At 69.7% G+C, this 18,678-nt stretch carries 16 protein-coding genes; 8 read left to right on the plus strand and 8 right to left on the minus strand.

Annotation, left to right across the window (positions count from 1 at the left end; translation table 11 throughout):
* The first annotated feature begins 36 nt into the window (after nt 1-36).
* The 5 genes from AQY21_RS09765 to AQY21_RS09785 all read left to right on the plus strand — a co-directional run bounded on the left by AQY21_RS09765 (nt 37) and on the right by AQY21_RS09785 (nt 4,120).
* The gene (locus AQY21_RS09765; protein ID WP_058097488.1) at nt 37-810 is read left to right on the plus strand and encodes an FCD domain-containing protein; all 774 of its coding nucleotides are present in this window, start codon (nt 37-39) and stop codon (nt 808-810) included.
* Between the two features lie 63 nt (nt 811-873).
* On the plus strand, nt 874-1,140 hold the full coding sequence (locus AQY21_RS09770) for a hypothetical protein (RefSeq protein WP_058097489.1): 267 nt from the start codon (nt 874-876) through the stop codon (nt 1,138-1,140).
* 131 nt (nt 1,141-1,271) lie between these two features.
* Entirely contained in the window at nt 1,272-2,648 is a 1,377-nt protein-coding gene (locus tag AQY21_RS09775) for a GntP family permease (RefSeq protein ID WP_058097490.1), read from the plus strand.
* Nucleotides 2,645-3,160 carry a gluconokinase gene (locus tag AQY21_RS09780; protein ID WP_238986735.1) on the plus strand — a complete coding sequence of 172 codons (516 nt, stop codon included), beginning with the start codon at nt 2,645-2,647 and terminating at the stop codon, nt 3,158-3,160. Before AQY21_RS09775 ends, AQY21_RS09780 begins: the two co-directional genes overlap by 4 nt.
* A gap of 27 nt (nt 3,161-3,187) precedes the next feature.
* Nucleotides 3,188-4,120 carry a pirin family protein gene (locus AQY21_RS09785; RefSeq protein WP_058097491.1) on the plus strand — a complete coding sequence of 311 codons (933 nt, stop codon included), beginning with the start codon at nt 3,188-3,190 and terminating at the stop codon, nt 4,118-4,120.
* On the opposite strand, the gene AQY21_RS09790 is transcribed toward AQY21_RS09785, so the two are convergent.
* The 8 genes from AQY21_RS09790 to AQY21_RS09820 form a co-directional block, all read right to left on the minus strand.
* Nucleotides 4,102-5,532 carry a deoxyribodipyrimidine photo-lyase gene (locus tag AQY21_RS09790; protein ID WP_058097492.1) on the minus strand — a complete coding sequence of 477 codons (1,431 nt, stop codon included), beginning with the start codon at nt 5,530-5,532 and terminating at the stop codon, nt 4,102-4,104. The two genes, AQY21_RS09785 and AQY21_RS09790, sit on opposite strands and share 19 nt — an antisense overlap.
* 151 nt (nt 5,533-5,683) lie before the next feature.
* Nucleotides 5,684-7,522 carry a dihydroxy-acid dehydratase gene (gene ilvD / locus AQY21_RS09795; RefSeq protein WP_058097493.1) on the minus strand — a complete coding sequence of 613 codons (1,839 nt, stop codon included), beginning with the start codon at nt 7,520-7,522 and terminating at the stop codon, nt 5,684-5,686.
* A gap of 105 nt (nt 7,523-7,627) precedes the next feature.
* Nucleotides 7,628-8,275, minus strand: coding sequence for a CDP-alcohol phosphatidyltransferase family protein (locus AQY21_RS09800; RefSeq protein WP_058097513.1), 648 nt, complete (start codon nt 8,273-8,275; stop codon nt 7,628-7,630).
* A complete protein-coding gene (locus tag AQY21_RS09805) occupies nt 8,272-9,210 on the minus strand; it encodes a phosphatidate cytidylyltransferase (RefSeq protein WP_058097494.1) in 939 nt (312 codons plus the stop codon). The genes AQY21_RS09800 and AQY21_RS09805 overlap by 4 nt, the downstream gene beginning before the upstream one ends.
* A gap of 3 nt (nt 9,211-9,213) precedes the next feature.
* Nucleotides 9,214-9,846 carry a lysophospholipid acyltransferase family protein gene (locus AQY21_RS09810; protein ID WP_082658060.1) on the minus strand — a complete coding sequence of 211 codons (633 nt, stop codon included), beginning with the start codon at nt 9,844-9,846 and terminating at the stop codon, nt 9,214-9,216.
* A gap of 135 nt (nt 9,847-9,981) precedes the next feature.
* Nucleotides 9,982-10,158, minus strand: a complete 177-nt coding sequence (locus AQY21_RS29345) for a hypothetical protein (RefSeq protein ID WP_203416472.1) — start codon at nt 10,156-10,158, stop codon at nt 9,982-9,984.
* Nucleotides 10,159-10,293: 135 nt separating this feature from the next.
* Nucleotides 10,294-12,234, minus strand: a complete 1,941-nt coding sequence (locus tag AQY21_RS09815) for a MacB family efflux pump subunit (RefSeq protein WP_058097495.1) — start codon at nt 12,232-12,234, stop codon at nt 10,294-10,296.
* Between the two features lies 1 nt (nt 12,235).
* Entirely contained in the window at nt 12,236-13,438 is a 1,203-nt protein-coding gene (locus tag AQY21_RS09820) for an efflux RND transporter periplasmic adaptor subunit (RefSeq protein WP_058097496.1), read from the minus strand.
* A 217-nt stretch (nt 13,439-13,655) separates the two neighbouring features.
* On the opposite strand from AQY21_RS09820, the gene AQY21_RS09825 reads away from it, so the two are divergent.
* The 3 genes from AQY21_RS09825 to AQY21_RS09835 are packed head-to-tail and all read left to right on the plus strand — an operon-like array spanning nt 13,656 to nt 18,584.
* Complete coding sequence (locus AQY21_RS09825; RefSeq protein ID WP_058097497.1) at nt 13,656-14,222, plus strand: TetR/AcrR family transcriptional regulator; 567 nt, start codon at nt 13,656-13,658, stop codon at nt 14,220-14,222.
* 38 nt (nt 14,223-14,260) lie between these two features.
* Nucleotides 14,261-15,454 carry an efflux RND transporter periplasmic adaptor subunit gene (locus AQY21_RS09830; protein ID WP_058097498.1) on the plus strand — a complete coding sequence of 398 codons (1,194 nt, stop codon included), beginning with the start codon at nt 14,261-14,263 and terminating at the stop codon, nt 15,452-15,454.
* 4 nt (nt 15,455-15,458) lie between these two features.
* A complete protein-coding gene (locus tag AQY21_RS09835) occupies nt 15,459-18,584 on the plus strand; it encodes an efflux RND transporter permease subunit (protein WP_058097499.1) in 3,126 nt (1,041 codons plus the stop codon).
* Nucleotides 18,585-18,678 lie beyond the last annotated feature (94 nt).

Genomic DNA, 18,678 nt, shown 5'->3' on the forward strand with positions numbered 1-18,678 from the left:
CCCTGAAATTCCGGTATCCCCTTCAAGGAGACGAGCATGGCCAGCGAAGTGAACAAGGGCGCCCCTGCCGCGGAAACCACCGCCCGGCATATCGAGGACCTGATTCTCGAAGGCTCGCTGCGCCCCGGCGATCCCTTGCTGCCCGAACGCGAGATGGCGCTGCGGCTGAACGTCTCGCGCCCGACCTTGCGGCAGGGCATCCGCATGCTGGAGGAGAAGGGGCTGATCGTTGCCGATCCGGGCGGCGGGCGGCGGGTGGCGCAGCTGGCGACCAGCATCACCGATCCGCTGATCGAGCTGATGGCCTCGCGCGGGGAGGTGGTGGACGATTATCTGGAGCTGCGCGGCACGCTGGAGGGCATGGCGGCGAGCCTGGCCGCGACGCGGGCCAATGACGTGGACCGCGCCACGCTGAGCCGCTGCATGGAGCGCATCGACCTGGCCCATGACGAGGCCGACCCCCGCCACGAGGCCGAGGCCGATGTCGATCTGCATATCGCGGTCTATGAGGCCAGCCACAATATCGTGCTGCTTCAGATCATGCGGGCGCTGTCGGGCATGCTGCGCAAGGGCGTGTTCCACAACCGCGAGAAGCTCTATGCCCGGCCCGAGGTGCGCGACGTGCTGCGCGCCCAGCATCGCGCCATCCATGACGCGATCATCGCCCGCGATCCCGAGGCGGCGGCCCGTGCCGCCCAGGACCACATGAGCTATACCAAGCGCGTCCGGGCCGAGATCATCGCCGCCGAGACGCGGCTGGAAATCTCGTTGCGCCGCATCGAGGGCGGCAGCCTGACCGCCCGGAACTGAACGGCTTTGCCGGTCCCGGCAACTGTGCCATCATGATTCCCTGCAACCCCAGGGAGATGGCGCATGGACATGATGGACAGGCTGGCCGCCCGGATCGACGGTCTCGAAGGCCGGATGATCGCGCATCGCCGCACGATTGAGACGCTGCTGGACCTTTCGCCCGAAAGCGTCCGGGCCGCAATGCTGGCATGGCTGGAGGAGCGCGAGGTGATGCTGGACGGGCAGGAGGATCCCGGCGTGGTTGCCGGCCCCGAGGCGGCGCTGGAGCTGGCGCTTTCGGACGAGATGCGCCTGCTGCACGATCACTTGGCCGCCGCGGCGCAACGCTAGCAAACCCTCTTAACCTTTTGCGCAGCACGTGTTAACGCTAACATAGACATTGCCGCTACGCATCCGGGGAGGACGGGGCGGCAGGATCCGATCACAGGCTGACCCAAGACCATTCCGCTGGAGGAGTTTTCATGAATTCTGTCGAGCCCGTTCACAGCACGGCGGTGCTGTTGCTGATCGCCCTGGCGGCGGTCCTTGTCCTGCTGGTGCTCATCATGCGGTTCCGGCTGCATGCCTTTGTCTCGCTGGTTCTGGTCAGCCTGATGACCGCGATGGTCGCCGGCATTCCCATGGCCGATGTGATTCCGGCGCTGATGCAAGGCTTCGGCTCGACCCTGGCCACGGTGGCGCTGCTGGTGGGCTTCGGCGCCATGATCGGGCGGCTTCTGGAGATCACCGGCGGCGCGCAGGTGCTGGCGGACCGGCTGATCGGCCAGTTCGGCGCCGAGCGCGCGCCCTTTGCGCTGGGCGTGGCCTCGCTGCTGTTCGGCTTTCCGATCTTTTTCGATGCCGGGCTGGTGGTGATGCTGCCGATCATCTTCAGCGTGGCCTATCGCTTCGGCGGCTCGGTGCTGCTTTACGCGCTGCCGGCGGCGGGGGCCTTTGCGGCCATGCATGCGCTGTTGCCGCCGCATCCGGGGCCGGTGGCGGCGGGCGACCTGCTGGGGGCCGATATCGGGCTGCTGGTGGTGGTCGGGCTGGTCGTGGCGCTGCCGACCTGGTTCTTCGGCAGCTATCTGTTCGGGCTCTGGGCCGGGCGGCGCTTCGTGCTGCCGATCCCGCAGATCCTGGGCGCGGTCGAGGCCGAGGCGCATGACCGCATCCCGCCGAGCTTTGGCACCGTGATGCTGGTGCTGTTGCTGCCGCTGGGGCTGATCTTCCTGAATACCGGGCTGGGCACGTTGGCAACGGCGGGGTTGGTCGATGCTGGTGCGGGCTGGGTCACGGTGCTGCGGCTGATCGGCCAGACGCCCATCGCGCTGCTCATCACCGTGCTGGTCGCCATGGCGCTGTTGGGCCGGGGCCGCAGCGCGGCCGAGATCGAAAAGATCATGGACGGCGCGCTGGCGCCGATCTGCGCCATCATCCTGGTCACCGGGGCGGGCGGCATGTTCGGCGGCGTGCTGCGCGCCAGCGGCATCGGCGAGGCGCTGGCCTCGAGCCTCGATGCCGTGGGCATGCCGCTGATCGTCGCGGCCTTCGTCATCTCGATGGCGCTGCGGGTGGCGCAGGGCTCGGCCACGGTGGCGCTGACCACCACCGCCGGGCTGATCGCGCCCACGGTGGCCGCGACCACCGGCCTGAGCGAGTTCGACCGCTGCTTCCTGGTGGTGGCCATCGCCGGCGGCGCGACCGTGCTGAGCCATTTCAACGATTCCGGCTTCTGGCTGGTCGGGCGGTTCCTGGAGATGGACGAAAAGACCACGCTGAAGACCTGGACGGTGATGGAGACGCTGCTGGGCAGCATCGCCTTCGGCTTCGCCCTGCTCGGCTGGTGGCTGCTGTGAGCGGCGCGGCGCAGCATATCGTGGTGATGGGCGTCTCGGGCGCCGGGAAAAGCACCACGGGCGAGGCGCTGGCCCGGCACCTGGGCTGGCCCTTCGTCGAGGGCGACAGCTTCCACCCCGAGGCCAATGTCGCCAAGATGCGCGCCGGCATGCCGCTGGACGATGACGACCGCGCGCCCTGGCTGCGGGCGCTGGCCGCCGAGATCGGCCGCCACGAGGCGCGGGGCCAGTCCTCGGTCATCGGCTGCTCGTCGCTGAAGCGGGCCTATCGCGACATCCTGCGCGAGGGCGCGCCGCGGGTCCGCTTCCTGCATGTGCATGGCCCGCGCGACCTGCTGGAAAGCCGGCTCTCGCATCGCGCGGGGCATTTCTTCCCGGCCAAGCTGCTGGATTCGCAGCTGGCGACGCTGGAGCCGCTGGCCGCGGACGAGGACGGCGCGGTTGTGGATATGGCGCTGTCGGTCCAGGATCAGGTTCGGCAGGCGCTGCGCCTGCTGGCGCTGGACGGCTGAAGGCCGGCCGGAAACAGGAGGACCGAGATGAGCTGGAACCCCGCCCTGGCCCCCGGCTGCCCCGATGCGGTCGGCATGGACCAGATCGAGACGCTGATCATTCCCCGCGCCCGCGACATCGGCGGTTTCGAGGTGCGCCGGGCGCTGCCGGCGCCGAGGCGGCAGATGGTGGGGCCGTTCATCTTCTTCGACCAGGCCGGGCCGGCCGAGTTCCTGACCGGGCAGGGCATCGACATCCGCCCGCATCCGCATATCGGGCTGGGCACGGTGACCTATCTCTATCGCGGCGATTTCCACCATCGCGACAGCATCGGCAGCGACCAGGTGATCCTGCCCGGCGCGGTCAACTGGATGGTGGCCGGCCGTGGCGTCACCCATTCCGAGCGCACCTCCGAACAGGCGCGGCGGGGGCCGCACGGGCTGTTCGGCATCCAGACCTGGATCGCCCTGCCCGAGGATCGCGAGGACATGGCGCCGATCTTCGAGCATCACGGCAAGGAGGCGCTGCCCGAGATCGAGGCCGAGGGCGTCCATGCCAGGCTGATCCTGGGAAATGCCTATGGCGAGCGCGCCCCGGCGACGCTGTATTCCGAGACCTTCTATCTGGACGTGACGCTGGCCCCCGGCGCGCGCTTTCCGCTGCCGGACGAGCACGAGGATCGCGGGCTCTATATCACCCAGGGCTCGGTCGGCATTGCCGGGCAGGTGTTCGAGGCCGGGCGGATGATGGTGTTCCGGCCCGGCGACCGCATCACCGTCGCCGCCGGGCCGCAGGGCGCGCGGTTGATGGCGCTGGGGGGCGCGACGCTGAACGGGCCGCGCCATATCTGGTGGAATTTCGTCGCCTCGTCGCGTGAGCGCATCGAGCATGCCAAGGAGCAATGGCGCGCGGCGCATTGGGGTCGGGGGCTGTTCGACCTGCCGCCCACCGACCGCGAGGACTATATCCCGCTGCCCTGAACCCGGTGCCGGAACGCCGCATGGGCGGCCAGCGCCCGGGCCCGGCCGCTGGTCGGATCCGCGCCGTCCTCGGCATAGTGCCGCGAGACCTGCCATGCCGGCGGCAGGCTGTCGAAATACCCGCGCGCCTCCTCGGCCTCGGCGCCCTGCCAGCCCAGCAGCCAGCGCCGGCGATAGCGGCCCTGCGGGTCGAATTGCGCGGCCTGCCTTTCGGGGTTGAAGATGCGGAAGAAGGGTGCCGCATCCGGGCCGCAGCCCGCCACCCATTGCCAGTTCATCGCGTTCGAGGCCGGGTCCCAGTCGGTCAGGCTGTCGGCGAAATGCGCCAGCCCCAGCCGCCAGTCGGTCAGCAGGTGCTTGGTCAGCCAGCTTGCCGCCACCATGCGCACCCGGTTGTGCATCCGCCCCGTCACCCGCATCTCGCGCAGCCCGGCATCGACCAGCGCGATGCCGGTTTCGGCGCGCTGCCAGCGGGTCAGGTCGCCGCTGGCGCCGCGCCAGGGGAAATCCGACCATTCCGGCCGCCAGGGCTGGCGGGCGAGCCGGGGAAACGCGATCAGCAGGTGCCAGGCGAATTCGCGCCAGATCAGCTCGGTCAGGAAGGCGGCGATGCCGGCGCCGGCGGCGGAATCGGCCCTGGCCCGTGCCGTGGCGATGGCCCAGAGGTCGCGCGGGCCGATCTCGCCCACCGCCAGAGACTCGGACAGGCCCGAGGTCGCGTCGCGGTCGGGCCGGTCGCGCTGCGCGGCATAATCGCCGGCGCGGTCGAGGAAATCGCCGAGCCGGGCCAGCGCCGCCGCCTCGCCGGCCGGCAGGGCGTGGCGCTCCAGCACCGCGCGGCCGCGATGCAGGTCCGGCGCCAGGTCCAGCCGGTCGAGCGCCAGCCCCTGCGGCGGATCGGCCAGCGGCGCGAGCCTTGGCGCCTCGCCGCCGGGCCGGTCGGGGCCGATGGCGCGCAGGGTGCGGGCGAAGGGGGTGAAGACACGATAGGCGCCGCCCGAGCCGGTGCGCAGGGCGCGCGGATGCAGAAGCAGATGGCCCGGATGCAGCACCAGCCGCGCCGGCGTGCCGGCCAGCGCCCGGCCCAGCCGCTGCTGCGCGGCGATCGTCCCGGGCTCGGGCCAGTCGTTCATGTGCAGCGCGGCCGCGCCGATGCGGGCGGTCAGATCGGGCAGAAGCGCCTCGGGCTCGCCCTCCAGCACCAGCACGGCCGCGCCATGGCGGCGGCGCAGCTCGGCGTCGAAGGCCCGCAGGGCGCGCTCGATCCGCCAGCGGCTGGCCGCGCCCTGCGCCCGCAAGCCGCGGTCGATCAGAAAGACCGGCAGCACCGGCCCCGCGGCCGCGGCGGCGGCCATGGCGGCATTGTCCCGGAAACGGAAGTCGCGGCAGAGCCAGAGGATGCTGGGCGGCATGGGCAGGGTCCGGCGGCAAGGTCGCGGGCCAGTGAGCAGGGTTTCGCGCGCCGGCGCAAGACCTGCCGGCGACGCTGGTTCGACGGGGCCATGCTGCGCCCGTTGCCGCCGGCGGCCCGCCGCCTTGCGGCTGGGCCGGGGCTTGGCGGGCCTATTCCGGCAGGATGCGCACCGCGCCCTTGTCGGCCGAGGCGGCGAATTGCGCATAGACCTTGAGCGCCGCCGAGACCTGGCGCTGGCGCGGCTGCGCGGGCTTCCAGCCCCTGGCGTCCTGTTCGGCGCGGCGCGCGGCCAGCTCGTCCTCGGGCACCGCCAGCCGGATCGAGCGGTTGGGGATGTCGATCTCGATCAGGTCGCCGTCGCGCACCAGGCCGATGGTGCCGCCGGCCGCCGCCTCGGGGCTGACATGGCCGATGGAAAGGCCCGAGGTGCCGCCCGAGAAGCGCCCGTCGGTGATCAGCGCGCAGGCCTTGCCCAGGCCCTTCGATTTCAGGTAGCTGGTCGGATACAGCATTTCCTGCATGCCCGGCCCGCCCTTGGGGCCTTCGTAGCGGATGACCACCACGTCGCCGGCCTCGACCTTGCCGGTCAGGATGCCGGACACCGCGGCGTCCTGGCTTTCATAGACCTTGGCCTTGCCGGAAAACACCAGAATGGATTCGTCCACGCCGGCGGTCTTCACGATGCAGCCGTCCAGCGCGATGTTGCCCTTCAGCACCGCAAGCCCGCCATCCTTGGAAAACGGCGCCTTGGCCGAGCGGATCACGCCCTTTTCGCGGTCGAGGTCCAGATCGGGCCAGAGCGTCGCCTGGCTGAAGGCCACCTGCGTCGGCACGCCGCCCGGCGCGGCCAGGAACAGCTCGCGCGCAGCTGGATCGTTGCTGCGGGCGATGTCCCATTGGTCGATGGCGGCGCCGATGGTGGGGGCATGCACGGTCGGGCAATCGCGGTCGATCAGCCCGGCGCGGTCCAGTTCCCCAAGGATCGCCATGATGCCGCCGGCGCGGTGGACGTCCTCCATATGCACGTTGGCGGTGTTCGGCGCGACCTTGCACAGGCAGGGCACCCGGCGCGACAGCGCGTCGATGTCGTCCATGGTGAAATCGACCCCGCCTTCCTGGGCGATGGCCAGCAGGTGCAGCACGGTGTTGGTCGAGCCGCCCATGGCGATGTCCAGCGCCATGGCGTTCTGGAACGCCGCCTTGCTGGCGATGGCGCGCGGCAGGACGCTCGCGTCGTCCTGTTCGTAATGGCGGCGCGTCACCTCGACGATGCGGCGGCCGGCCTCGAGGAACAGGTTCTTGCGCAAGGCATGCGTGGCCAGGGTCGAGCCGTTGCCGGGCAGCGACAGGCCCAGGGCTTCGCTGAGGCAGTTCATGGAATTGGCGGTGAACATGCCCGAGCAGGAGCCGCAGGTCGGGCAGGCGGCCTCCTCGATGGCGGCGAGATCGGCGTCCGAGACCTTGTCGTCGGCCGCCGCGACCATGGCGTCAACCAGGTCCAGCGAGACCTTGCGCCCGTCGCCCAGCGTGACCTTGCCCGCCTCCATCGGCCCGCCCGAGACGAAGACGGCGGGGATGTTCAGCCGCATCGCCGCCATCAGCATGCCGGGGGTGATCTTGTCGCAGTTCGAGATGCAGACCATGGCATCGGCGCAATGCGCGTTGACCATGTATTCGACCGAGTCGGCGATCAATTCGCGCGAGGGCAGGGAATAGAGCATCCCGTCATGGCCCATGGCGATGCCGTCGTCGACCGCGATGGTGTTGAATTCCTTGGCGATGCCGCCGGCCGCCTCGACCTCGCGGGCGACCATCTGGCCCAGATCCTTCAGATGCACATGGCCCGGCACGAATTGGGTGAAGCTGTTCACGATGGCGATGATCGGCTTGCCGAAATCGCTGTTCTTCACCCCGGTCGCGCGCCAGAGGCCGCGGGCCCCTGCCATGTTGCGGCCATGGGTGGTGGTGCGGGAACGATATGCGGGCATGGCTGGGTTCTCTGTCGTCTGATGTCCGTGCTGAGCGGCCAGTATCACGAAGGAATTGGCGAAGTTACCCCATATCACGCTGGGCAGCGGCGACTACCCCCGATTTCACGCCCCGCCGGCCAGCCCGTGCAGGAGGCGCCGGCTGCGGCGCAGGATGGTGATCGCGATCAGCGCCAGCACCAGCCACAGCGTCCAGACCAGCACCGGCCAGCCCGCGCCGGCGATCCAGGCGCCGGTCTGCACCAGCGCGCCCAGCGTCACGGCGGCCATGCGGTGCGACTTGGCCCCCGGGCCGCGGAAATCCGAGCCGAGCCCCGAGGCGCGGCCGAATTCGCGCAGATAGGCGGTCAGGATCGCCAGCGCCCCGGCCAGCAGCCCCAGCCCGGGCAGGCCCGCCGCCATGCCGAAGCCGGCCAGGATCAGCAGGTCGGAAAGCCGGTCCGGCACCTCGTTCCAGAAGGCGCCGTCGGGTGTGCCCAGGCCGCCCTCGACCGCGACCAGCCCGTCGAACAGGTTGCAGAGCAGCCGCAACTGGCAGAACAGCGCGCCGAGGACGAGCAGCAGGCCCGAGGCCCAGAGCGCGCCGGCCTGCGCCGAGAGCGCGAAGGCCCCGCCCGAAAGCGCCGCGGCCACCACCGATCCGGCCGAGATGCGGTTCGGCGCGATCCCGCGCGCGACCAGGCGGCGGGTCACATGGGCCGCCCATTTCGTGTTGCGGCTGGCGATCGGGCGCCGGCTGAAATCCTCGGTCACATCCACCCCCATGCCAGGATATGCAGGAAGACCGGCGCCGAGAAGACCAGGCTGTCCAGCCGGTCCAGGATGCCGCCATGGCCCTGGACCAGCGTGCCCCAGTCCTTGACGCCGCGGTCGCGCTTGATCGCCGACATGATGAGCCCGCCGAGCGCGCCGAAGCCGGTGACGGTCAGGGCGATCAGCCCGGCCTCCCACCACAGGAACGGCGTGATCGGCGTCAGCGCCATCCCCAGCGCCGTGGCGCTGAGCATGCCGCCGGCCAGCCCCTCGACCGTCTTGGAGGGCGAGACGCGCGGCGCCAGCAGGTGCCGGCCGATGCTCTTGCCCCAGACATATTGCAGCACGTCCGAGGCCTGCACCACCAGGATCAGCCAGGCGACCAGCGTGAAGGCGCTGTAGCGATAGCCCGGAATGTCCAGCGTCAGGATCGCCGGGATATGCGAGACGCAATAGACGCAGACCATCAGCCCCCATTGCGTCTCCGACACCCGGGTCAGGAAGCCCTGCACCTCGCCCTTGAACACGGTCACGACCGGCAGGAGCAGGAAGCTGTAGACCGGGATCAGCAGCGCGGCAAAGACCGGTACCTCGAAATAGACCAGCAGGTATTGCAGCGGCAGGATCAGGTAGAAGGCGATGGCCAGCCCGTCATGGTCGTCGCGCCGGGTATGGGTGATGGTGGCAAACTCGCGCAGCGCCGCCATCGAGCAGAGCGCGAAGAACAGCGTGATCGCCCCGGCGCCCAGGGTGAAGATCAGCGCCAGCACGCCGATCATCACCCACCAGGCGCGGATGCGGTCGGCGAGGTTCTGCGCCATCGGCCCGCCGACGCGCCCCGAGCGGATCAGCCAGCGCGCGACTAGCGAGGCCAGGATCAGGAAGCCGAAGAGCCCGTAGAACACGAAGGCCGAGGGAGAGTGGAAACGGTCCATGGCCTATGCCTTCGGTTCGGAGAGCGCCAGCATCGCGGCGGCGAGGCGTTGCAGGAAATCCTCGCGGCTCTCGCCGGTCTCGACCCGCATCGGGCTGCCGAAGCGGACGGCGCAGTTCAGCGGCACCGGCAGGAAGGCGCCCTTGGGCAGGATGCGGTCGAGGTTCAGGATCCAGGCCGGCACGATCTCGGCCTCGGGGACGGCGCGGGCCAGGTGATAGATGCCGGATTTCAGCGGCAGGAGCCGGGCGTCGGTCAGGTTGCGCGTGCCTTCGGGAAAGAAGATCACGTCCTCGCCGCCGCGCAGCACCTGGGCCACGGTCTCGACGGGATCGGCACGGCGGCTGGCGGGGTCGCGGTCGATCAGCACGGCGCGGAACACCTGATGGGCGATCCAGCGGCGGATGGCCGAGCGTTCCCAGTAATCGGCGCCGGCGACCGGGCGGGTGCGCAGGCGGTGCGGCTTGGGCAGCGCCGACCAGAGCGCGACGAAATCGGCATGGCTGACATGGTTCGCGACCAGGATGCGCGGCCCGGCGCCGGGCGGCGGCAGGTCGATGGCGCGCAGGCTGATGAGGATGCGCGCCGTCGCAACCAGTCCCGCGCGGGTCAGTCTTGCCGGAATCGTCGCCGTCATCGGGTGCCTTCGCTCAGCCTGTCCTTGCAGGTTCTGGCATGAAACCGCGACCGGACGGAAGGGCGCGGCGCGCGCTTTTTTCCGTCATGCGGTGCTGCGGCGCGGCCGGCACGCCATGGCGCGCGGCGGGCCGCGTCATTCCAGCCAGAGATCGCGCAAGAGCGATTGCGCCAGGTGATCCACCGAGCCGCCGTCGATGCGCACGCATCGCTCATGGCCCGCATAGGACACCCGGATGGTGTCGCCGACGACCTCGTATTCGCCTGAAACGACGGCTCCCTTGCGGCCGGTGAGGGTGACTTTGTCTTTCATTGCCCCTGTTCCTTTCCTCCTTCCATACCAGCAGTTTGGGCGCGCTTCCCGAGTCTGGGAAGTTCAACTTTAGGATAGGTGCGACGACTGTGTGGCTGCTGCCACAGTCGCGCAAGGACGGGGAATCGCCGCGTTTCAGCCCTTGGCCAAGGCGTTGACGGGGTCGAGTTTCGCGGCGTTGACGGCGGGCAGGTATCCGAAGACCAGGCCGATGGCGGAGGAACTGGCCAGCGCCGCCAGCATCGAGAGCGGCGAATAGACCAGGGTGAAATCGCTGCTCAGCCGCTCGAAGGCCAGGCCGAAGCCGAGCGCCGCCAGGATGCCCGCCGCGCCGCCGATGACGCAGACCAGCACCGCCTCGATCAGGAATTGCGCGCGGATGTCGCCGCGCCGGGCGCCCACCGCCATGCGCAGGCCGATCTCGCCGATGCGCTCGGTGACCGAGACCAGCATGATGTTCATCACCCCGATGCCGCCGACCAGCAGCGAGATCACCGCGATGGCGGCGATCAGCAGCGTCAGGGTCTGGGTGGTCGCGGTGATGGTCTGGCGGATCTGGTCGTTGTTGACGATGAAGAAATCCTTGCTGCCGTGGCGCTGGGTCAGCAGCTCGGTGACCATCTGCTCGGCCAGCGCCATGTCCACCTCGTCGGCGACCCGCAGCGTCAGGCCGCTGACGCTGGTCGAGCCCAGGTAGCGCGCCTGCACCGTGGTATAGGGGGCATAGACGGTCAGGCTGGTGGAGCCGCCGGGGCCGCGGCTCTGCACCTCGGCCACGCCGATCACCCGCAGCGGCACCTTGCCGGCCATGAACACCTGTCCCAGCGCCGGGCCGTCGCCGAACAGGCTGTTGCGGGTGTTGTCGTCGATGACGACATTCTGGCTCATTGCCGTCACGTCGCTTTCGTCGAAGCCGCGGCCCTGGGTCAGCCTGACGCCGGCCACGTCGAAATACTGCTCGCCCACGCCGCTGATCTGGGCGCTGGCCTCGGTGGCGCCGTAGCGCAGGGTCTGGCTGGAGCTGACCGTCGGGCTGACCGAGGCGACATGGGGCTGGCGGGCCAGCGCCGCGCCGTCGGCGGTGACCAGCGTCGTCACCCGCCCCGAGCGCATGTCGCCGAAATCGCGGCCCGGGAAGACTTGCAGCGTGTTGGTGCCCAGCCCGGCGATGTTCTGCAAGACCCGCTGGCGCGAACCCTCGCCCAAGGCCACCACCGAGACCACCGAGGCGATGCCGATGATGATGCCCAGCATGGTCAGGAAGCTGCGCAGCTTGTGGGCGCGCATGGCCAGCACCGCCATGCGCAGCGCCTCGGCCAGCCGGCCCAGCACCGGCACGGCGGCGCGGGCGGAGTCCGGCGCCGCAAGCGCGGGGGCCGCGGGCGGCGCCTCGGTGCGGCGGTCGGCGATGATGCGGCCGTCGGCGATCTCGACCACGCGGCGGGCGCGGGCGGCGACCTTGGGGTCGTGGGTGACGATGACCACGGTGCGGCCCTCGGCGTTCAGCCGTTCGAGGATGGCCAGCACCTCGTCGCCGCTGCGGCTGTCGAGCGCGCCGGTGGGTTCGTCGGCCAGGATCACCCGGGCGTCGTTGACCAGCGCGCGGGCGATCGAGACCCGCTGCTGCTGGCCGCCCGACAGCTGGCCGGGCCTGTGCCCCAGCCGGTCGCCCAGGCCCAGCCGGTCCAGCAATTCGCGGGCGCGGGCGCGGCGCGCCTGGGTGGGCAGGCCGCGATAGATCGCCGGCACCTCGACATTCCCCAGCGCCGTCATCTCGGAGAGCAGGTGGTAGCGCTGGAAGATGAAACCGAAGACCTCGCGGCGCAGCGCCGCCAGCTCGCCCGCGCCCAGCCGCGCCACCTCGCGCCCGTCCAGCAGGTAGCTGCCGGATGTGGGCCGGTCGAGGCAGCCCAGGATGTTCATCAGCGTCGATTTCCCCGAGCCCGAGGCGCCCATGACGGCGACGAACTCGCCCTGCCCGATGTCGAGATCGATGTCCTTGAGCACGCGCAGCACCCCCTCGCCCGAGGGGTATTCGCGGTTGACGCCGCGCAGCCGGATCAGCGGGGCGTCCATCTCAGCCACCCAGCGGCCCCACCATGCGCCGGCTGCCGCGCGGGGCGGCGGGGGTCGCGGCGGCGCCCGGCTGGCCGGTGACCACGCGCTCGCCCTCGGCCAGGCCTGAGACCACCTCGGCCACCACCTTGTCGTTGAGCCCGATCACCACGTCGCGGGTCTCGACGGCGCCGCCGGCGGCGACCACCCGGACCTGGTGGCTGCCGTCCGGGTTGCGCCGGCCGAGCGCGCTGGAGGGGATGGTCAGCACGTCCTGCGCCGCGCCCAGCACGATGCTGACCTGCGCGGTCATGTAGCTGCGCAGGCCGCCGTCGGGGTTCTCGACCGGAATGATGCCGGTGTAGTAGATGGCGCCGCTGCTGCTGTCGGTGGCGCCGCCGCCCTGCAACGCGCTGTCGTTGACGATGCTTTGCGGCGCCGGCGCGATGGAGGCCAGCACCCCCTCATAGTTGCGGCCGCTGTCGTCCAGCAGGCTGAAGCGCACCTTCTGGCCCGGCCGGACCTTGCCGATATCGGCCTCGGAGATCTCGGCATGCACGTCCATGCGGTCGAGCTGGCCCAGCACGACGATGGTGGGCGAGGACTGCACCGCGTTCACCGTCTGCCCGGCCTGGCTGACGATGGCCAGCACCGTGCCGTCCATCGGCGCGGTGATGCGGGTATAGTCGAGGTCGGTCTGGGCAATCTCGATGGCCACCTCGGCCTGGGCGATCTGCGCCTCGAGCGCGGCGATCTGGGCGCGGGCGACATCCACCTCCTGCTGGGCGCTGTCGAAGGTGCTGCGCGCGGCGGCGGAGGAGCGGATCAGGTTTTCGGCCCGTTCCAGGGTCTTTTCGGCCAGCGCCAGCACGGCCCGGCGCTCGGCCATCTGCGCCTGGAGATTGGCCAGCGCCGCCTTGGCGGTGCGCAGCTCGTTGGTCTGCTGGACCGAGTCGATCTGGGCGATCAGCGCGCCCTGTTCCACCCGGTCGCCCAGCCGCACCGCCAGTTCGGTGATCCGGCCCGAGACCTGCGCGCCGACCGCGACCAGGTTCTGCGGCTTCAGCCGGCCCTCGGCCATCACCGCCATCTCGACATCGCCGCGCGTGACCTCGGCGCTCAGATAGGCGGGCGCGGCGGATTTGCCCTCGGTGATCCCGGCCAGCCCGGCCCAGAGGCCGACCAGCGCCAGGGCGACCAGGACAAGGGCGAAAGGCTTGCGCATCGGCGACTCCGTGACATTCATCCGCGTGACGGGACGAAAAAGGCGGGGAGCCCGGTCCGGGACGGCCCGTTTCGCGACGCTTTTAGCGCGGATTGCAGCCCCGCGCGACCATGGTTTTCGCCTTTCGCCGCGACCCTTTCGCCGCGTCCTCGGGGAGGTTGACAGATCCGGATCCGAATTATAAACGAACGGTCGTACTGAAATTATCGGGCCGGATATGGGACGCAAGCGCACGATCGACCGCGACGAGCTGATGGCCGCCATCGAACGGGTGGCGCGGCGGTCGGGCATTACCGGGCTCAGCATCGACGCGGTGGCCAAGGAGGCCGGGATCAGCAAGTCCAGCGTGGTCTATGATTGCGAAAGCAAGGCCGGGCTGCTGGCCGCCTTCATCCGCCACAAGATGGCCCAGCATCAGGCGCGCTTCGTCGAAATCCGCGCCCGGCGCGAGGGCGAGCCGAACGCCCGGCTGCGCGCGCTGATCGACGAATACCGCCGCGTGCCCACGGACGAGGAGCTGGACATGGCGCTGCTCGTCAGCGCCAGCATGGGCGAACATGCCGAATGCCGCGAGATCATGCGCGAAAAGCTGGCCAGCGATGCCGAGACGGTGGCGGCCCAGGCGGCCGACCGGCGGCGGATGCTGATGGCGCTGCTGACGCTGCACGGCATGGCATTCCTGGAATATTTCGGGTTCCACCGCTTCGACCAGGAGACCCGCGATGAGATCCTCGATGAATTGATGGCGGTCGCGGAAAGCGACCCCGGCGCAGCCGGAGACTGATCCCTCCCCGAACCATTCAGCCTTCCCAGGAAAGAACCATGACCATGAGACTTTCTCCCGGCGTCTGCGCCGGGCTTGTGCTTTGCTGCCTGACGGCGGCCGTTCCGGCGGCGGCGCAGCAATTGCCGCCGCCGCAGGTCAGCGTGCAGGAAATGACGCCCGAGGCGCTGCCGGTGGTGAACGAATTGCCCGGCCGCGTGGCCGCGACCCGCACCGCCGAGGTGCGGCCGCGCGTCGGCGGCATCGTGATCGAGCGCGTTTTCGAACAGGGCGGCAAGGTCGAGGCGGGCGACGTGCTGTATCGCATCGATCCCGCCCCCTATGACGTGCGCGTCGCCAGCGCCGAGGGCGCGCTGGCCCGGGCCGAGGCGACGGCGCTGAACGCCGCCGACCAGGAAAAGCGCGCCCGCGCCCTGCGCGAGCGCAAGGTAACGGCGGGGGTCGATCTGGACAATGCCGCCACCGCGCTGGCCCAGGCCCAGGCGGATGTCGCCATCGCCCGCGCCGCGCTGCAAGAGGCGCAGCTGAACCGTTCCTATACCGAGGTCGCGGCGCCCATCGCCGGCGTGGTCGGCCGGGCGCTGGTGACCGAGGGCGCGCTGGTCAATGCCCAGACCGACATCATGGCGACCATCCAGCAACTCGACCCGGTCTATGTGGACTTCACCCAGTCCTCGTCCGAGCTGTTCGCGCTGCGCCGGGCGCTGGCGGCGGGGCAGCTGGCCATGACCTCGGCGGACGCGGCGGCGGTGCGGCTGATCTTCGACGACGGCAGCGAATATGCCCATCCCGGCAAGCTGCTGTTTTCCGAGGCGAGCGTGGACAGCTCGACCGGGCAGATCACGCTGCGCGCCGAGTTCCCGAACCCCGAGGGCGAGTTGCTGCCCGGGCTTTACGTCCGGGTGCGGATCGAGCAGGCGGTGCGCGACAACGCCCTGACCGTGCCGCAGATGGCGGTGCAGCGCGACCAGTCGGGCCAGGCCTATGTCTATGCGCTGAAGGACGACCAGACGGTCGAGCGCCGCGACGTGACCCTGGGCCAGACCACCGACAACCGCTGGCTGGTGGAAAGCGGGCTGGAGCCGGGCGACCGGGTCGTGGTGGCCGGCGCGCAGAAGCTTTACCCCGATGCCAAGGTGGTGCCGCAGCCCGTGGACGCGGCCCAGCCGCCGGTGCCGGCCGGTGCCGCCGCGGCGGCCGAAGCGCCCGCACCGGCCCCGGCGCAGGAGTAGGGCGATGGCACGGTTCTTCATTCACCGGCCGGTGCTGGCCTGGGTGATCTCGATCTTCATCGTCATTGCCGGGGTGCTGGCGCTGCCGATGATGCCCATCGCGCAATATCCGCAGGTGGCCTGGCCGCAGATCACCATCTCGACCGCCTATACCGGCGCCGCGCCGGGCGAGATCAACCGCGCCGTCGCCCAGCCCATCGAGGACGAGCTGAACGGCGTCGAGGGGCTGGCCTATTACGAATCCGTCTCGGACAGTTCGGGGGCCATGTCGATCACCGCCACCTTCGAGCCGGGCACCGACATCGCCCGCGCCCAGGTGGACGTGCAGAACGCCGTGGCGCGGGTCGAGCCGCTTTTGCCGCAAAGCGTGGTCGATCAGGGCGTGCTGATCGAGGAGGCGGGCACCGGCTTCCTGATGATGGTGGCGCTGACCTCGGATGACGGCATGATGGACGACATCGCGCTGGGCGACTATCTGAACCGCAACGTGGTGGGCGAGATCCGCCGCATCGAGGGCGTGGGCCGGGCGCAGGTCTTTGCCCCGGAACGGGCGCTGCGCATCTGGGTCGATCCGGCCAAGATGACCGGGCTGAATCTCAGCTCGGCCGAGATCGTCGCGGCGGTGCGGGCGCAGAACGCGCAGGTCGCGGCGGGCAAGGTCGGCGCCGACCCGAACCCCATCGGTCAGCAGCTGACCGCGACCGTGCTGATCAAGGGGCAGCTGGACGACGTGGACGAGTTCGGCAACATCGTGCTGCGCGCCAATCCCGACGGCTCGACCGTGCTGCTTCGCGACGTGGCCCGGCTTGAGGTGGGCGCGGAAAGCTACAGCTTCGCCTCGCGCATCAACGGCAAGCCGGCGGCGGCGCTGGGCATCCAGCTGTCGGCCACCGGCAACGCGCTGAACACCTCCGAGGCGGTGCACCAGAAGATGGAGGAGCTGTCGCGGTTCTTCCCCGAGGGCGTCAGCTACACCATCCCCTATGACACCACCCCCTTCGTCGAGGCCTCGATCGAGAAGGTGCTGCACACGCTGGTCGAGGCGGTGGCGCTGGTCTTTGTGGTGATGTTCCTGTTCTTGCAGAATTTCCGCTATACCATCATCCCGACCATCGTGGTGCCCATCGCGCTGATGGGGACGGTGGCGGTCATGCTGGCGGCGGGATTCTCGATCAACGTGCTGACCATGTTCGCCATGGTGCTGGCCATCGGCATCCTGGTCGACGATGCCATCGTGGTGATCGAGAACGTCGAGCGCATCATGGCGACCGAGGGGCTGCCCCCGCGCGAGGCGACCGAAAAGGCCATGGGCCAGATTTCCGGCGCCATCGTCGGCATCACGCTGGTCCTGGCGGCGGTCTTCGTGCCGATGGCCTTCTTTCCCGGCTCGTCGGGCATCATCTATCGCCAGTTCGCGCTGACCATGGTGGTGTCGATCCTGTTCTCGGCCTTCCTGGCGCTGACGCTGACCCCGGCGCTTTGCGCGACCTTCCTGAAGCCGATCAGCGGCCATCACGAAAGAAAGGGCTTCTTCGGCTGGTTCAACCGCAAGTTCGACCGGCTGACCGAGCGCTATACCAGCGCGGTCGGGCTGGTCACGCGGCGGCGGCTGGTGATGATGGCGTTCTATCTGGTGCTGGTCGGAGCGACGGCCATGGGCTTCCTGCGCCTGCCGACCAGCTTCCTGCCGAACGAGGACCAGGGCTTCATCATCGCCGATATCCAGACCCCGGCCACGGCGAGCTCGAACCGCACCGACGAGGTGCTGGCCGAGGCCACGCAGATGTTCCAGGGCAACGAGGCGGTCGAGAACACCGTCGCGATCCGTGGCTTCAGCTTTTCGGGGCAGGGGCCGAATGCCGGGCTGATGTTCGTCACCTTCAAGGACTGGGCCGAGCGCGAGCAATCGGCGCAGGACATCGCCAATGCCGCGAACATGCAGATGTTCGGCTATCAGGACGCGCAGGCCTTTGCGCTGTCGCCGCCGCCGATCCCCGGCTTCGGCGCCACCGGCGGCTTCAGCTTCCGTTTGCAGGACCGCGGCGGGCAGGGGCAGGAGGCGCTGCTGGCCGCCGCCCAGCAGATCATCGCCAAGGCGCAGGAAAACGGCATCGCCACCGGGCTGCGCATCGAGGGGCTGCCCTCGGCCGCGCAGGTCTTCGTGACCATCGACCGCGAAAAGGCCAATGCCTTCGGCGTGACCTTCGCCGACATCTCGGCGACGATCTCGCAATACCTGGGCTCGGCCTATATCAACGACTTCCCCAATGCCGGGAAGATGCAGCGCGTGGTCATGCAGGCCGAGGACAATTCCCGCATGCAGGCCGAGGACATCCTGAAGCTGACCGTGCGCAATTCCAATGGCGGCATGGTGCCGTTCTCGTCCTTCGCCAGCGTGACATGGGAGCAGGGGCCGTCGCAGGTCGTGGGCTATAACGGCTATCCCGCGATCCGCATCGCCGGCGCCGCCGGTCCGGGCTACAGCTCCGGCGCCGCCATGGCCGAGATGGAGCGGCTGGCGGCCGAGCTGCCGCAGGGCTTCGGCTATGAATGGACCGGGCAGTCGCTGGAGGAGATCCAGGCCGGGTCGCAGGCGACGCTGCTTTACGCGATGAGCATCCTGTTCGTCTTCCTGCTGCTCTCGGGGCTTTACGAAAGCTGGTCGATCCCGCTGTCGGTGATGCTGGTGGTGCCGCTGGGCGTCCTGGGCTGCGTCGTCGCGGTCATGCTGCGCGACATGCCCAACGACATCTATTTCAAGGTCGGGCTGATCGCGATCATCGGGCTATCGGCCAAGAACGCCATCCTGATCGTCGAGTTCGCCAAGGACCTGCGCGAGCAGGGGCAAAGCCTGATCGACGCGGCGGTGACGGCGGCGAAGCTGCGCTTTCGCCCGATCCTGATGACCTCGCTGGCCTTCACGCTGGGCGTGGTGCCGCTGGCCATCGCCACCGGGCCCTCGGCGGCCAGCCAGAACGCCATCGGCACCGGGGTGATCGGCGGCATGGTCGCGGCCACGGTGCTGGCGGTGTTCTTCGTGCCGGTGTTCTTCGTCTTCGTGCTGGGTCTGTTCAGCCGGCTGACCGGCGGCAGGACGGCGACCCCGGCAGGGGCCGATACGGCGGGCTAGGCTCCGGCGCCGCCGCGAGGCACGGGCGGGACCAAGGCCGCCCGTGCCGCCATTTCCCTTTCCGCGGCCCCCGGCCTGGCCGCGTTCAACAGAG

It is taken from the genome of Paracoccus sp. MKU1 (genome assembly GCF_001447385.1).
Lineage (GTDB): Bacteria > Pseudomonadota > Alphaproteobacteria > Rhodobacterales > Rhodobacteraceae > Paracoccus.